Origin of the sequence: Candidatus Tisiphia endosymbiont of Ditula angustiorana, assembly GCF_964026425.1 — a bacterium.
Classification (GTDB): Bacteria; Pseudomonadota; Alphaproteobacteria; order Rickettsiales; family Rickettsiaceae; genus Tisiphia.
In genome coordinates, this window is record NZ_OZ032143.1 from 1,706,040 (window position 1) to 1,720,867 (window position 14,828).

General features: G+C 34.1%; 13 protein-coding genes and 3 pseudogenes. 8 read left to right on the plus strand and 8 right to left on the minus strand.

Annotated features, from left to right (window positions below; all coding sequences use genetic code 11):
* Positions 1-498: 498 nt before the first annotated feature.
* From AAGD29_RS08245 to AAGD29_RS08255, 3 genes and pseudogenes are all read right to left on the minus strand, one after another.
* A pseudogene (locus tag AAGD29_RS08245) lies at positions 499-1,539 on the minus strand (HlyD family secretion protein).
* A 385-nt stretch (positions 1,540-1,924) separates the two neighbouring features.
* Complete coding sequence (locus AAGD29_RS08250) at positions 1,925-2,461, minus strand: NUDIX hydrolase (protein ID WP_341757773.1); 537 nt, start codon at positions 2,459-2,461, stop codon at positions 1,925-1,927.
* Positions 2,458-3,513 (minus strand): mannose-1-phosphate guanylyltransferase, encoded by a 1,056-nt coding sequence (locus tag AAGD29_RS08255; RefSeq protein ID WP_341757774.1) that lies wholly within the window; start codon positions 3,511-3,513, stop codon positions 2,458-2,460. Before AAGD29_RS08255 ends, AAGD29_RS08250 begins: the two co-directional genes overlap by 4 nt.
* A gap of 88 nt (positions 3,514-3,601) precedes the next feature.
* Between AAGD29_RS08255 and AAGD29_RS08260 the strand changes: the two genes are divergently transcribed.
* The 3 genes and pseudogenes from AAGD29_RS08260 to AAGD29_RS08270 all read left to right on the plus strand — a co-directional run.
* On the plus strand, positions 3,602-4,375 hold the full coding sequence (locus AAGD29_RS08260; protein ID WP_341757775.1) for a LicD family protein: 774 nt from the start codon (positions 3,602-3,604) through the stop codon (positions 4,373-4,375).
* 8 nt (positions 4,376-4,383) lie between these two features.
* Positions 4,384-5,166: pseudogene (gene rmuC, locus AAGD29_RS08265) on the plus strand (DNA recombination protein RmuC); the annotation flags it as partial.
* Between the two features lie 78 nt (positions 5,167-5,244).
* Positions 5,245-5,693 (plus strand): annotated as a pseudogene (locus tag AAGD29_RS08270) (IS5 family transposase); the annotation flags it as partial.
* A 50-nt stretch (positions 5,694-5,743) separates the two neighbouring features.
* Here AAGD29_RS08270 and ltrA read toward each other — a convergent pair.
* The gene (ltrA, locus tag AAGD29_RS08275) at positions 5,744-6,988 is read right to left on the minus strand and encodes a group II intron reverse transcriptase/maturase (RefSeq protein WP_341757463.1); all 1,245 of its coding nucleotides are present in this window, start codon (positions 6,986-6,988) and stop codon (positions 5,744-5,746) included.
* Positions 6,989-7,426: 438 nt separating this feature from the next.
* Between ltrA and AAGD29_RS08280 the strand changes: the two genes are divergently transcribed.
* Together AAGD29_RS08280 and AAGD29_RS08285 are read left to right on the plus strand one after the other, a co-directional pair.
* Positions 7,427-7,822, plus strand: a complete 396-nt coding sequence (locus AAGD29_RS08280; RefSeq protein ID WP_410521141.1) for a transposase — start codon at positions 7,427-7,429, stop codon at positions 7,820-7,822.
* A gap of 51 nt (positions 7,823-7,873) precedes the next feature.
* The gene (locus AAGD29_RS08285) at positions 7,874-8,005 is read left to right on the plus strand and encodes a hypothetical protein (protein WP_341757776.1); all 132 of its coding nucleotides are present in this window, start codon (positions 7,874-7,876) and stop codon (positions 8,003-8,005) included.
* Positions 8,006-8,433: 428 nt separating this feature from the next.
* Here the strand turns inward: AAGD29_RS08285 and gmk are convergent, their stop codons facing one another.
* On the minus strand, positions 8,434-9,063 hold the full coding sequence (gene gmk / locus AAGD29_RS08290; RefSeq protein WP_341757777.1) for a guanylate kinase: 630 nt from the start codon (positions 9,061-9,063) through the stop codon (positions 8,434-8,436).
* Positions 9,041-9,226, minus strand: coding sequence for a DUF465 domain-containing protein (locus AAGD29_RS08295; RefSeq protein WP_341755487.1), 186 nt, complete (start codon positions 9,224-9,226; stop codon positions 9,041-9,043). Before AAGD29_RS08295 ends, gmk begins: the two co-directional genes overlap by 23 nt.
* A 104-nt stretch (positions 9,227-9,330) precedes the next feature.
* Here AAGD29_RS08295 and AAGD29_RS08300 point away from each other — a divergent pair, with 104 nt between their 5' ends.
* Positions 9,331-9,918 carry a UbiX family flavin prenyltransferase gene (locus tag AAGD29_RS08300; protein WP_341757778.1) on the plus strand — a complete coding sequence of 196 codons (588 nt, stop codon included), beginning with the start codon at positions 9,331-9,333 and terminating at the stop codon, positions 9,916-9,918.
* A 59-nt stretch (positions 9,919-9,977) separates the two neighbouring features.
* A complete protein-coding gene (locus tag AAGD29_RS08305; protein ID WP_341757779.1) occupies positions 9,978-10,583 on the plus strand; it encodes a carbonic anhydrase in 606 nt (201 codons plus the stop codon).
* Between the two features lie 289 nt (positions 10,584-10,872).
* Here the strand turns inward: AAGD29_RS08305 and groL are convergent, their stop codons facing one another.
* Positions 10,873-12,507: a chaperonin GroEL gene (gene groL, locus AAGD29_RS08310; RefSeq protein WP_341757780.1), complete on the minus strand. Its 1,635-nt coding sequence runs from the start codon at positions 12,505-12,507 to the stop codon at positions 10,873-10,875.
* A gap of 30 nt (positions 12,508-12,537) precedes the next feature.
* Entirely contained in the window at positions 12,538-12,825 is a 288-nt protein-coding gene (locus AAGD29_RS08315; RefSeq protein ID WP_341757781.1) for a co-chaperone GroES, read from the minus strand.
* Positions 12,826-13,420: 595 nt separating this feature from the next.
* Here AAGD29_RS08315 and AAGD29_RS08320 point away from each other — a divergent pair.
* The gene (locus tag AAGD29_RS08320) at positions 13,421-14,356 is read left to right on the plus strand and encodes an IS110 family transposase (RefSeq protein WP_341757706.1); all 936 of its coding nucleotides are present in this window, start codon (positions 13,421-13,423) and stop codon (positions 14,354-14,356) included.
* Positions 14,357-14,828: the final 472 nt, after the last annotated feature.

Here is a 14,828-nt window from a genome sequence, read left to right on the forward strand (position 1 = left end):
TAGGCGGGAATCTAAAAAAATAAGCCTGAAAAACTATTAAATATTATGGATTATGGATTATGGATTCCCGCCTACGCGGAAATGACATCGATAGTAGTTAACTTTATATCTATAACAACTATTAATTGTGACTTTTAAATTACCCTGATTTAATCATAGATTGCATCATATAACGAACCATCCTTGATATAACCTGATTTCTAAGTTGATACTTCACTATTAGTCGATAATCAAGTTTTTTCTTAACCGTCATTGCGAAGTGCCGCTTGCAGCGGCTCCTCGCAATGACGGTTTAAGCCTTACAACAGCACTTCGCAATGACGATTTTTTAACTTTCAACAGTTGTACTAATTAACCTCAATTCTATATAAGAATTAATAATTCTTATATAGAACTGGCTTTGTTATATTTTAACAATCAGGTGGGCAGCCGCTTCAAACCTGATTGTTTCTATATATAACACGAAAGTTCGATGTAACAAGTTACATCGAATTCAGGTTAATTAGTCCTGACCGAAACTATAGCAGACATTCCTGGTATCAAATTACTAGTAATATCTTTAGGAGTCTCAAAATCTATTAGCACAGGAATCCGTTGAACAATCTTAGTAAAATTACCAGTTGCATTATCAGTCGGAATTAGACTAAATTTTGAGCCGGTAGCTGGTGATATATTACGTATTCTGCCGTATATGATCTTTTTTGGTAAAGAATCAAACTGTAATTTAACTTTTTGCTTTGGTTGCAATTTTGCAATTTGCGTCTCTTTAAAATTAGCTTTTACATACATTTGTTCATCCTGCACAACAAAAAATAATACTCTCCCTGGATTAATAAAATTACCTACCTGCAAGCTACTATTTGCTATTACTCCGTTAACTGGGGCTATAATTTGGGTATTTACTAAACTTCTAGCTACTATATTTTTATCTTCCAGTAACCCTTTCATTTTTTCTTCCTCAGCAGTTTTCTGTAAAGCTAAAAGTAGTAAGTTCTGCTGTGCAATTTGCAAGTTTAACTTTGCCTGATTATGATCAGTCTTTGCTTTAGTAAAAGACATTTTAGATTCATCTAACGTCTTTTTACTAGCAAAACTCTCTTTGTTAAGCTCTTGAGTTCTTATATAATCAACTGAGTTAATCTCCAAATTAGTACTAGCAGAATCAACAACCTCTTGACAAAGCTCTAAACTAATTTGAGCTATTAAAGTCTTTTATTCTATGATTTCTATATTTTTAATAGATGCCTTAATAGAAGCTTCCAGCGAAGCAAGACGTGACTTATAATCCTGATCATCGATCTCAGCAATAAGATCACCTTCTTTTACCCTCATATTATCTGAAATAAATACATTCTTAACCACTCCATTAATCTCAGAGCTAACGCTGGATATGTCAGCCTCAATATACGCATTATCAGTCGATTCTGTATGAATCCAAATATAAATATGATAAGCTAAGTAGACGACTATTACGCCAAACAAAATCAGAAAATATTTAGCAAATGGATGAGACTTATATTGTTCAAAGATTTTTAACATAAATTATAACCAAAAAATTAAGGTATATATACTCAGGTAGAACTTCAAGAATTGCGTTGTCGTCTTCAGGGCATAACTGTCGAAAGTTTACAATACCTATACCACAGCGTCATTGCGAGCGTAAGCGAAGCAATCTAGGAAACAATCTATAGATAAATGATGTTACTGGATTGCTTCGTCGACCTTACGGTTTCCTCGCTAATAGACGTATAGAGAAGCTGTATTTACTAATTTTCGACAGTTGTAGTCTTCAGGGATTGTAGGTAGCCACGTACTAAATGTACGCTACGCCGCTCGACCCTTTGACTCCTGCTACTATCATAATTTTGATTCTATCGTCTAAACTCTTGAGATCATAGCATCATATATTTACGAAGCCAATTCTTCAAAGCATAAGAGTGTACTTCTTTATCATCCTTTCTACTGAATTATCTAGCACAAGTTCTTGATGATTAGAAGCAAATTCTATCCATCGTAATTCGTTTGATTCAGAATTTTTTACAAAATGGTCGTTACAAACGGTTTTTAATAAAAATCTCACATCATAATGATAATGTTCTTGGTCTATAGAATTACTAAGAATTAGATGAATATCTATATCATAAATCTGTCTAGAAATCGGTTCAATCTCTAAAATACCAGATTCTTCCTGTGCCTCTTTAATTGCTACAGCCAAAATGTCATTATTACCATCACAATGTCCTCCTGGTTGCAACCATTTATCCAACTTACGATGATGCATTAGTAAGAATTTTGTTTTATTAGAATTAACCAAGAATCCCGAACCGGTAAAATGTCCTTCTTTTGTCTCCCTACTAAATGGATTTTTACAATTATCTAAAAAGTCCAACATCCTTTCTTTATATTCATATTCTTCTTGAAAATTGCTGACATAATTTTTTATACTCTCACGTAAGTTCATAATACTTCTTTTCGTCCCATCTCTGTCATTTCCATTACAAGCTGCTTTATTTTCTCAACTCTTGATTTATTTACGATCAGTAAAGCATCCTCAGTATTAATAATTATTATATTATCAACTCCTATTACAGCAGTAAGCTTATTATTAGAACTAATATATGAATTTGTACTATCAATGTTTATAACATCGCCTTCGCAGTAATTATTCGTTATATCTTCTTTTTGTATTTGCCATAAAGAATGCCAATTTCCAATATCACTCCAACTAAAATTGGCTTCTATCATAATCATTTGACTAATATTTTCGATTATAGCATAGTCTAAGGAAATTGGGGTAATATGTAAGTATGGTTCTAAAGCAAGTGCTATATTATTATGATCTTTGGTTGCAAAATAATATGCATCATATGCATGTTTAAAGAGTTCTTTTTGCCATAATTTAGCCTGCTTTAAAATAAAATCTATATTAAAAATAAAAATTCCTGAATTCCAAAAATATTTGCCATTTGCTAGATAATTTTGTGCTTGTTGAAGAGTAGGTTTTTCCACAAATTGTTGGGTGTTGTAAGTTCTATCTGCTAATAACTTATTTATTTTAATATAACCATATTCGGTATTTGCAAAACTAGGTTTAACCCCAATAGTACAAATACCAAATTTTGCGACATAATTCAAAGATTCATTAATAGTAATTAGGTACTTATCAATATCATGTATATAATGATCAGAAGGCAGTAGTATGACCGTATCATAACCATTATTCTTTGCTTGAATAGCTGATATAATTGCACATGAAGCTGTATTTTTAGGCATAGGTTCTATTATTAAGTCTGCTTCTATATTTAGCTCTCTAAGTTGCTCTTTTGCTATTAATTCATATTCCTTAGTAATTATTAAAGTTGGTTTGCCTAAAGTTCTGTTTGTAATCAAAGTTTTTTGTATTAAACTCAAATTCTTAAATATTCTTATAAATTGTTTCGGTTGCATCTGTCGTGATAATGGCCATAATCTAGTTCCTAGACCACCAGCCATAATTACTGGTTTTACTTTCATATATTATTAATTATATAATTATCTGACTAAAGCAACTTATAGTTTATAACTTTAAAAAAGTCTACTAAAATAAACATGGGAAATATATATGCACAAAAATCATAAAAAAACTAATAACTTTTTTTTAAAAATAGCTGGAGTACTTATAATTACCTATGGTTTGTACCTAGGCTATGTAGAGTTTTATGATCACAAATGGAGATATGTAACTCCTACCGACCAACAAGTACAGAAATATACAATTAGTGAAAACAAAGCCCTAAGCTTATACCAATTAATGAAAGATACTCATGAGATATTGACTAAACATAACATACAATATTGGATTACAAGTGGTACACTTCTTGGGGCAGCAAGGCATAAAGGCATCATACCTTTTGATGATGACTTAGATATTGGCGTAATGCACGCTGATGAAATAAGGTTACAAGATATATTAACAGATTTTGTCGAGTTAGGTTATAAAACTTACCATCAAGATTTTTACACTATATGTAACAAGGTATGTATAGATATTTTTATTTTTCGTCCAAAAGACAACATGTTTATATATGCTAATTTCAGAACGTTAGGTAGATTTCCTAATGATTTCTTTTATATTAATGAAGTATTTCCACTAAAGAAATATAAATTTGGTGAGATTGAAGTTTATGGCCCTCATGAATTTAAAGGTAACCTAGATAGGCAATACCCAGAATGGGATAAATACGGGATAATTCAGCAACCGCATAGTTATTTTGTTACTCTTTCGCCTATTGAACAAAAGACTAAATTCATTTTAACTCCGAAATTATTAAAGCCAGCTATGCCAACTGGTCCTTTAGAAGAGCGGGTAATCCCGAAATTACTAACTAAAGAGTAAATTTATCAATGAGTTATATTCCATTATTGCTTACTACCGGACTTGTTGTTTTATTTGGTTTATTTGCTTGGTTTTATCATAAGACAAGCAAACTAAATGCAGAATTAGGCTTTCTATCAAATAACTATTTAGAAGCAAGTAAGCAGAATCAAATTTTGCAGCAAGAAAAAATTTCTTATATCCAAAAAATTGAGCAATTATCTAGTAAAGTAGACTATCAAAGTCAATTGATAGCTGAAGCAGATAAAGCAAGACAGGAGTCCTATGCATCTGCAAAAAATGCTTTATTTGATCTTGGTAATGAATTGTCTAAACAATTAATTGAAATTCATAGACGGGAAAATCAAGAAGCAAGGGAATTATCAGAAAAAAATATTTCGGGGGCAACAAGCAAATTTAATAACGAGTTTGAACGTTTAATAAACATGGTTGGATCATTAAGTAGGGATATCGAACAATCTAAAGGAACAGTAGACATTATTAAACAATCCCTTCTTTCTCCATCTGGAGCTGGATTACTTGCTGAAATTACTCTTGAGAACATTCTAAAATCATCAGGTCTACGTTCTAATTTAGACTTTATCATACAGTATTCTGTGACAACTACCGATAATTTAAAACTTAGACCAGATGCCCTAGTTTTCTTACCTTCTGGTAACTTAATGGTTATAGATGCAAAAGCTTCAAAGTTTCTAGTAGATTTAGGGCAAGATAGTACTAATCTTAGTAAAACCATGAATAATCATTTAAAGTCCTTAAATAGTAAAGATTACGCAGAAAATATTTTAGCTAGGGTGTGTCATCAATTAAGTTGACAGGAGCGTTTATTTGTTGTGTAATAGAGAAAAAATTAAGGATAAATTTTCTCTATGCGTCGATATGCTCTACGTGACGATCAATGGGATCGGATTAAAGATAAGCTACCTGGAAGGGAAGAGTCTGTTGGTGTAACAGCCAAGGATAATCGCCTATTTGTAGAAGCAGTCTTGTATCGATATAGGGCTGGTATACCTTGGAGAGACCTACCTGAACGTTTTGGAGATTTTCGAGTGATTCACCTACGTCATTCAAGGTGGAGCAAGACAGGTGTGTGGAAAAAGGTTTTTGAGATGCTGGCTGAAGATGCTGATAACGAGTATGCCATGATTGATTCAACCATTGTTAGGGCTCATCAACATAGTGCCGGTGCTAAAAAAAAGAGTTAGATGATGACCAAGCAATTGGACGAGGTAAAGGGGGGCTGAGTACTAAAATCCATGCCACATGTGACGCTCTAGGGAATCCAACGGGATTCCATCTTACCCCGGGGTCGAGTAGCCCAAGGTTTGCACTTCAGGCTCTCACAGAACCTTACGTAACACTCTCGCGTTATACGGCTCTTCCTTTGGATTCACTTATCATGTACCAATGACAAAATGTGTGAGCTGATTCTGCTTTTAGTTTGCCTAAGTGTTTCCAAGCCTTATTCCATGTTGCATAACTCTCGTACTTCTTCTTAATAAATCGCACTAGATAGTTATTTATCACGTATTCTAGTTTGTATAAATCCGATCTCCTATAATGACCATAATAGTTTATCCATCCTCGAATAACCGGATTCACCCTTTCCGCTATATCTTCTAAGCTACCACTCACACTTACCTTAAGTTGCCACGTCTTCTTTATTTTATCTTTAATCATTTTCATAGCTCCTGTGCCAATTCCAGGCGTATATACAAGTTTACCGTGCCATATTCTTGGCTTAAAATCATACCCCAAAAAGCTAAATTTACGTGGTAAATTATGCTTCCTATGATCATGATCGTTTTTAATTCCTGTGTATACTATCTTGGTCTTTTCTAGGTTCAGCTCTAGCTTATATTGCTTTAGCCTTGCTTGAACTTTCTCTTTAATAAAATATGCTTGCTTCTCACTGCAACAATGAACCACAATATCATCGGCATATCTCTCATACTTTATATTGCTATGTATCTCTTGCATCCAATTATCAAAAGCTTCATGTAAATACAAATTAGCAAGTATCGGACTGACTACCCCACCCTGCGGAGTGCCTTTTTCCCTTGCTATTTCTATATTCCTGCCACTCTCTATTCCTGTCGCTTTCAAGAACCTTTTCGCATATAATACAATAACTTTGTCATCAGTATGTTTTAAAAGCATATCCAGTAATATATCATGATCTATATTGTCAAAGAATCCTTTAATATCAATCTCTACCAACCACTCATGCACAAAACACCTCTCTCTACATACCGTCACAGCATCTATTGCACTTTTACCGGGTCTGTAAGCATACGAGTTTTGGCAAAATTTGTCTTCTAGTATTGATTCTAGTCTATTCTTAACAACTACTTGTGCTATGCGATCACAAACAGTAGGTATCCCAAGTTGGCGATATCCCCCCTTAGCTTTAGGGATATTCACTAAAAGCACAGATTTAGCCATATAGCTTCCTGCTGACATCCTATTCCATATCTTATAGAGTTGATTATCCAAATCTCCTTCAACATCTTCTATAGTGATGCCATCAAAGCCACATGCTCCTCCGCTTTTTCGAACACTCTTCCAAGCATTCATTACTTCATCCTTGCTTACATCATAATGTTTAGTCATATAAGTATCATTTCCTACCTAATTGGTTGTTTGATCTTCTATCACTCCAAAAGTAAAGCCCTTTGCTCCAGTTTGTTTCCAAACCTTCATCGCTACTACAACTTTATCCACCCCACTCCCATGGAAGAAAAGAGAATAGGAATGGTTCCCAAGTTCTAAGTAATAGCCTAATTCAAGTTCACGCCATCTCTATATCGACTGTCACTAATCCAAAACACACATTACCGATTAGTCCTTATCCTAGCGATGCTTGAGATTCCCTAGTTTTGACAGTATTTACTCAGATTTCGACACCTCATCGATTGGTTCGCTTACGCTCGTCTCCTTGAATCATACGTGACGATCTACATCGCCTTTTCCCCATCCGCTCAACACCATCTCCTTGAAAGAAACAGCACCGTGGGGTCGTTTGAGATCTGCTCGTGCTAGCCGATCTCGGTGGACCTACCACCATCTATTACTAAGCATTCAATAACTTACTACGATGAAGTTATTGATTCTTGGCACACTCAAGCTCATGATTTGCAAGGATCTGATGTTTTGATGAATGAATTGACGAAAGCGGATGCTGTACTTGCTGATAAGGCTTATGATGCCGATGTACGTATGCGAGATAAGCTGAAAGATAAGGGATGTATAGCTGTGATTCCCCCAAAGAAGAATCGTGTGAATCCAGCTAAGTATGATAAGGACCTATATAAAGCTAGGCATTTGATTGAGAACTTTTTTGCAAAATTGAAGCAATATAGAGCTATTGCAACACGATTTGACAAAACATCTCAGAACTTTTTGGGTGCTGTTTATATGGCTTCCATGGTAATTTGGCTCAATTGATGACACACCCTAAATAATTTATATAAACTTTTTGAACAATTTAATTGGACTATGTCTGAACTGGTTGCTTACGAACAAGAAATTAAAAATTTTTGGGATAATGTTCAAGATAACTTGCAGACAATACAAGATCAATTTATAAAAGAAATAAATGTAGACCAGTTAAAGAGAAATTTTGTCTAATTAACCTGAATTCGATGTAACTTGTTACATCGAACTTTCGTGTTATATATAGAAACAATCAGGTTTGAAGCGGCTGCCCACCTGATTGTTAAAATATAACACTCCATTCAATATGTGATTTTAATAATTAACCTCAGTTCGATGTAAGAATAATTATTATTCTCTGCACGCTCGATGTCATCCCTGCGAAAGCAGGGATCTAAAAATGTTTAAGCACTTAATCCTTGCTACTTCTTTAGACCCCTGCCTACGCAGGGGTGACATCACCCACAATAGAGATGATACTGGGTCTAGTATTAACTTGTTACATCGAATTCAGGTTAATTTAACAATCAGATGCAGAGCCGTCTCAAATCTGATTGTTTCTATAATTTCACCGAATTTTGGATAAGAATTAGTTAATTCTTATCCAAAATTCGCGTATAACGTCAAAGTTGGTCATGCCAATCATTATAAAACTTGCCTAAATCAAGTCTTATTCTTTTCGATCGCTCAGCAGTGATTATAGAGTATATTGTTGCAAGAGTGGTATCAAAATCATTGTTAATAACCACGTAATCATATTGTTTGGCATAATACACTTCTTTAGTAGCCAATTTCATACGCAACTTTATTGATTCTTTACTATCTTGCCCTCTATCTTTAATTCGTTGTTGCAAAATACTAGGACTCGGTGGCAAAATAAAAATTGTAATTACATTTGGCAAGGTTTTTTTTATTAGCTTTGTACCTTGCCAATCTATATCAAACAAAACATCTAACCCTTGATTTAGTAAGTCTTCTACAACTTTTTTAGGTGTTCCATAATAATTATTGTAAATATTTGCATATTCAAGAAATGCATCTTGCTCAATTAATTTATTAAATTCCTCTTTGGTCTTGAAATAGTAACTTACTCCATCAACTTCATCTGTTCTTGACCTTCTAGTAGTTGCAGAAACGGATAATCTAAGATTACTGTCGATTTTTAAAATTGCTCTAGCTAAGCTAGATTTACCAGTAGCCGAGGGTGAAGACAAAATAATAGCTAATCCTTTACTTCTGAGAGATAGTAGCATTCTTGGTGAAACCTTTATATAGCAATAAGATTTTATCTTTTAATATTAATTTTTGTTTCTTTAACTGCCTGACTTTAGTATTATCTTGCAAATGCAAAAATCCGGTATTTATTAGTCTTTCTAAATCATTATGTTTTTTTTGTAAACTTTGTATGTGGCTCATGAGACTCATATGCAAACTCCATAATCAGTTAAAAGCTTGGTTTTTTGTAAACCAAGCATCATTTTAATATAAGCAAATACACTTTGAAAGGAAAAAATATAGCTATGACTAGCGATAATAAAAAAAAATTGCTTGTGGCAATCTCTGGAGCTTCTGGAGCAATATATGGTATAAGGTTACTTGAGATTCTGAGGCAGATAAATATTGAGAGTCATCTAATTATTTCAAAATCTGCTCATCTTACCATATTACATGAGACGAATTATTCCATAGAACAAGTAAAAGATATAGCAGATTACTGTTACAATCTTTCTGATATTGGGGCTAGGGTTTCTTGCGGTGCTTTTAGGACATTTGGCATGATAATAGCCCCATGTAGCATGAGAACTCTGGCATCAATTGCTGGCAGTATTGAGAATAATTTAATCAGTAGAGCAGCAGGGGTCACACTAAAAGAACGAAGAAAACTGGTGTTGATGATAAGAGAGACGCCTTTACATCTAGGTCATTTAGAAAATATGTTAAAAGTAACGAATTATGGTGGGATAATTGCCCCTCCAGTACCTGCTTTTTATAATTTACCTAAAACCTTGGATGATATGATAAATTATTCAATTTCACGGATTCTTGATATTTTTGATATTAACACTGATTTAATAAAACGTTGGGATGGTATGCCTACAAAAATTTAAAATCTATTAGTGCTTGAAAAATATCTGCTATAATTGCAGTGACGTCTTGAGGGTCATATATGCAACAAAGTTTTAAAAAAATACTAAAAGGCTATCAGCTATTTAGAAAAAAATATGCTTATGGTAATAAATCTATTATGCAGAGTCTATCCCGTGATGGTCAACAACCAAAGATTATGGTGGTTGCTTGTTGTGATGCACGAGTAGATCCGGCATTAATACTACAATGTGATCCAGGGGATTTATTTGTTGTACGTAATGTAGCAAATATTGTTCCTCCTTACGAAAAAGATGGATCTCATCATGGCACAAGTGCTGCCTTAGAGTTTGGAATATGCTTTTTGAAAGTTGAACACTTAATTGTATTAGGACATAGCCAATGTGGAGGAATTCAAGAATTATTAAATAGTGACGATAGAGTGCAGAATGATTTTATAACCAACTGGGTTTCTCTGATAAAAACACCTAATTTTAGACATCATAATGCTGATGATTATACAAAATTAGCACTTAAACAATCATATCAAAATTGTATGACGTTTCCATGGATTAATGAACTAGTGACCAAGAAAGAGCTAATTATTCATTTATGGTTTTTTGATATAAAAACTGGGCAAATTTTTACTTATTCTGATAAGCAACAAACATATCTACCCCTTGCTTAGGTTCTTGAGTATATACTCGATGAAAATCAACAATTGCGTTGTCGTTTTCCAAGATGTCTGGTACTCACAAATGTACGCCTAGCACCTCGACCCTTCGACTCCTGCTACTATCATAATTTTGATTCTATCGTCTATCAACTCTTCATTTACGAGTAGTATACTTGAGGTTATCGTATACCAACTCATTCATTTACGAGCAGTATACTCAAATGAATGGTAAAAAGATGCCATCCCTACAAGAAAGCAGAGGGATGACATCAAAGTGTTGTTCGTATGAGGATAATGAGCGTTAGAAGTCCATGCCGCCCATACCACCACGTGGCATAGCAGATTCATCTTTATCAGCTGGCTCATCAATAATAAATGATTCTGTAGTAATAATCAAAGAAGCAACTGATGCAGCATCTTGTAAAGCTGTACGCACAACTTTTGTCGGATCAATAATACCAGCCTCAATCATATTAACATAACACATGTCTTGAGCATTGAAGCCAAAATTTTTGTCTTTACTATCATTAAGTTTTCCAACTACAATAGCTCCTTCCTCACCAGCATTTTCTGCAATTTGCCTTAATGGAGCCTGCAATGCATCCTTAACTATGTTAATACCAGCCTGTTGATCTTCGTTAGTATTTTTTAACGATTCTAAAGCTTTTGCTGCATAGAAAAGAGTGACCCCACCTCCTGCAACAACACCTTCTTCTACTGCAGCTCTAGTAGCATGCAGGGCATCCTCAACACGATCTTTTCTTTCTTTTACTTCAACTTCAGTAGTACCGCCAACTTTTAAGACAGCTACACCACCAGCAAGTTTAGCCAAACGCTCTTGTAATTTTTCTTTATCATAATCTGAAGTAGATTCATCAATTTGTTTACGAATTTGTGAACAACGAGCGGCAATGTCTACCTTACTCCCAGCACCGTCAATTATGACAGTATTGTCTTTAGAGATGGTAACTTTTTTAGCAGTACCCAACATTTTGATATTAACATTCTCAAGCTTCATACCAAGATCTTCGCTGATAAGCTGACCATTGGTTAAAATAGATAGATCTTCCATCATGAATTTTTTCCTATCTCCAAAGCCAGGAGCTTTAACTGCTGCAACTTTTAACCCACCACGTAATTTATTTACTACTAGAGTAGCCAATGCTTCTCCTTCTACATCTTCAGCGATTATAAGTAAAGGACGTCCTGATTGCATTACCGCTTCAAGTACTGGTAACATTTGTTGTAAATTTGATAATTTCTTTTCAAATAGTAAGATAAAAGGATTTTCCAATTCTGCTACCATCTTTTCGGAATTAGTAACAAAATATGGTGATAGATAACCTCTATCAAACATCATACCTTCAACTACATCTACATCGAAACTAAAATTTTTGGCTTCTTCGACGGTAATTACTCCCTCTTTGCCTACTTTTTCCATAGCCATGGCAATTTTTTCACCAATTTCTTTATCACCATTTGACGAAATAGTACCAACTTGAGCAATCTCCCCTTGGCTACTGATCTTTTTACTTGCTTTCCTAATTTCTTCAACTACTAGGTTAACTGCTAAGTCTATACCGCGTTTTATATCCATAGGGTTAAAACCGGCTACTACGGCTTTATTGCCTCCTCTTGCTATTGCTTGAGTTAACACAGTTGCGGTAGTTGTTCCATCACCAGCGACATCAGATGTTTTGCTTGCCACAGATTTTACCAATTGGGCTCCCAAATTCTGAGCTTTATCTTTTAGCTCAATGGCTTTTGCAACAGTTACGCCGTCTTTGGTTAGCCTTGGTGCTCCAAATGATTGTTCAATTGCAACATTTCTACCTTTTGGACCTAATGTTACTTTTACGGTATCAGCTAAAATATCAATACCTTTTAGCATTTGTTCACGTGCATGTGAGCCGTGTTTTATTAATTTTACTGCCATATATATATTCTCCTTACAATAAATAAATTATTAACCAATTATGCCCATGACATCACTTTCTTTCATAATGACCAAATCTAAACCATCAACTTTTACTTCAGTGCCAGCCCATTTGCCATAAAGCACTTTATCTCCTACTTTAATTTCTAATGGATGGACAGTACCATTCTCACTTCTTGTTCCCTTACCTACAGCTACTACTTCACCTTGTATTGGTTTTTCCTTTGCTGTATCAGGAATAATAATTCCTCCACTTGTTTTTTCTTCTTGTTGAATTGGTTTTACCGCAATTCTATCGTGCAATGGTATAAAAGACATTCTTACCTCCATAGGTTTTTAATACTTATAATGTGTATTCTATATATGCCTGATTTTGTAACAGTTCAAGGGGTAAAAAGAAAAATTTTTAAGAAAAATATTCTGTGAACAAAATATTGTGTGTATATTTGTAAAAGTCTGATAAAGTTTAATAATAGAACAACAAAAACAGAGCGTTAGTTAAATAATTATTTATGTTTAGACCAATACTATAGTAAAATCCTATATAGTTAATAGACAAAGCTAACCCGAGAATGCAGGGTAATTTAAAATTCACAATCATTAGTTGTTATAGATACAAATTCAACCACTACCGATGTCATCCCAGCGTAGGCTGGGATCTATATTACTTAATAGTCTTTCAGGCTATTTTTTTTAGATTGTATCTTGAATATTAGCTCAATATGGAGTTAATATGGTCGGAAGGAGTGACGCCGTTTAATTTAGATTGGTCTTTAAAGACCGAGGGAATCTTGGTGCACTCCTTCCTTGAATCGCAAAGTATAATACGAACGGTAGGATGATCCTTTAGAGATCGAATTTACAATCATGTATCAAAACTTTGCAAAACAACCACTAATTATAGGTAAAGCAAATGACTGAAAAAAGCAAGATATTTATGGGAATAGATGTTTCAAAAAATACGCTTGATATATCTATGAACAATATTCATTGTAAGATTAAAAATACAGATAAAGCTATTTCTGATTTTATAAAATCAGAAATAGCTTCTCGAAATATTGTGCTTACTGTTTTGGAATCTACTGGCGGTTATGAACGTTTGGTTATGAGGATGTTGCAACAAGCCGGGCTTGCTGTGCATAGAGCTCATCCTAATAGAGTTCACGCTTTTGCTAAGGTCTGTAACCATTTTGCTAAAACTGATAAATTGGATGCGTTATTACTTGAGAAATATGCAGCTTTTATTGCTAATGATGAGAAAGGAGACCAAATAATTTCTGTTATACAAGAAGAATTACAATCTCTAAGGAGCATAGAACGTAATATAGAAGAAGATATACATGCTAATCAATGCAGAACAAAAGTTGCATCCGAGAAGGCTAAGAAATATCTCGAAAAAATGATAAAGTGTGGCAAAAAACAGCTTGAGGAAATTAGAAAAGATATAAAGGCTGCTATAAAGGAAGATAAGAGTTTAAAGGCAAAAAATGATTTACTCATAAGCTATAAAGGTATAGGTGAAAAAACAGCTAGTGTTTTGCTAATAGAACTGCCAGAGCTTGGTGTGCTGAGCAATAAGGAAATTGCAAGCTTAGTTGGACTCGCCCCAAAAACAAGCCAAAGCGGTCAAAAAACTAATGGGGCTCATATTAGAGGGGGCAGGTTTTTTGTTCGAAAAAGCTTGTATATGGCTGCTTTAGTAGCGATGCGTCATAATGACAAAATGAAGGCATTATATGAACGTATGACTAATGCTGGTAAAAAAGCAAAGGTCGCTTTAGTAACCGTTATGCGTAAAATAATTATTTGTTTAAATTCTATGGTAAAAAATAATAAAATTTATGAATAATAATCTACTTTTTTTCTTGACTAGCAAGACGGTAGATTCCCGCCTACGCGGGAATGACATCGAGTACATATTAAGCACTTTTTCCCTTATCTATTAGGCTTACAACCCGACTTTTAAATTACCCTGCCGAAAATGTTTGAGTTATATGTTGACATAATGCGTATCATTTTGTTTGGTGCTTATCATAGTACCCTAACCTGAATTCGATGTAACTTGTTACATCGAACTTTCGTGTTATAATATAGAAACAATCAGGTTTGAAGCGGCTGCCCACCTGATTGTTAAAATATAACACTCCATTCAATATGTGATTTTAATAATTAAAATCATCTATTGAACGGTAAAAAAGTTAAAATGTACTCGCAGAATCGCTTCAAGAGTGCATTTTTCCTTATAACAAAGCCAGTTCGATATAAGAATTATTAATTCTTATATCGAACTGAGGTTACCCTACATTTTTTATATAACCACT

Excerpts from the sequence above, each read along its gene's own strand:
- AAGD29_RS08285 (WP_341757776.1), top strand. The coding sequence starts at position 7,874 with ATGTCTGAACTGGTTGCTTACGAACAAGAAATTAAAAATTTTTGGGAT.
- groL (WP_341757780.1), bottom strand. The coding sequence starts at position 12,507 with ATGGCAGTAAAATTAATAAAACACGGCTCACATGCACGTGAACAAATG.
- AAGD29_RS08260 (WP_341757775.1), top strand. The coding sequence starts at position 3,602 with ATGCACAAAAATCATAAAAAAACTAATAACTTTTTTTTAAAAATAGCT.
- AAGD29_RS08315 (WP_341757781.1), bottom strand. The coding sequence starts at position 12,825 with ATGTCTTTTATACCATTGCACGATAGAATTGCGGTAAAACCAATTCAA.
- AAGD29_RS08305 (WP_341757779.1), top strand. The coding sequence starts at position 9,978 with ATGCAACAAAGTTTTAAAAAAATACTAAAAGGCTATCAGCTATTTAGA.
- ltrA (WP_341757463.1), bottom strand. The coding sequence starts at position 6,988 with ATGACTAAACATTATGATGTAAGCAAGGATGAAGTAATGAATGCTTGG.
- AAGD29_RS08300 (WP_341757778.1), top strand. The coding sequence starts at position 9,331 with ATGACTAGCGATAATAAAAAAAAATTGCTTGTGGCAATCTCTGGAGCT.
- AAGD29_RS08255 (WP_341757774.1), bottom strand. The coding sequence starts at position 3,513 with ATGAAAGTAAAACCAGTAATTATGGCTGGTGGTCTAGGAACTAGATTA.
- AAGD29_RS08295 (WP_341755487.1), bottom strand. The coding sequence starts at position 9,226 with ATGAGCCACATACAAAGTTTACAAAAAAAACATAATGATTTAGAAAGA.
- AAGD29_RS08250 (WP_341757773.1), bottom strand. The coding sequence starts at position 2,461 with ATGAACTTACGTGAGAGTATAAAAAATTATGTCAGCAATTTTCAAGAA.
- gmk (WP_341757777.1), bottom strand. The coding sequence starts at position 9,063 with ATGCTACTATCTCTCAGAAGTAAAGGATTAGCTATTATTTTGTCTTCA.
- AAGD29_RS08320 (WP_341757706.1), top strand. The coding sequence starts at position 13,421 with ATGACTGAAAAAAGCAAGATATTTATGGGAATAGATGTTTCAAAAAAT.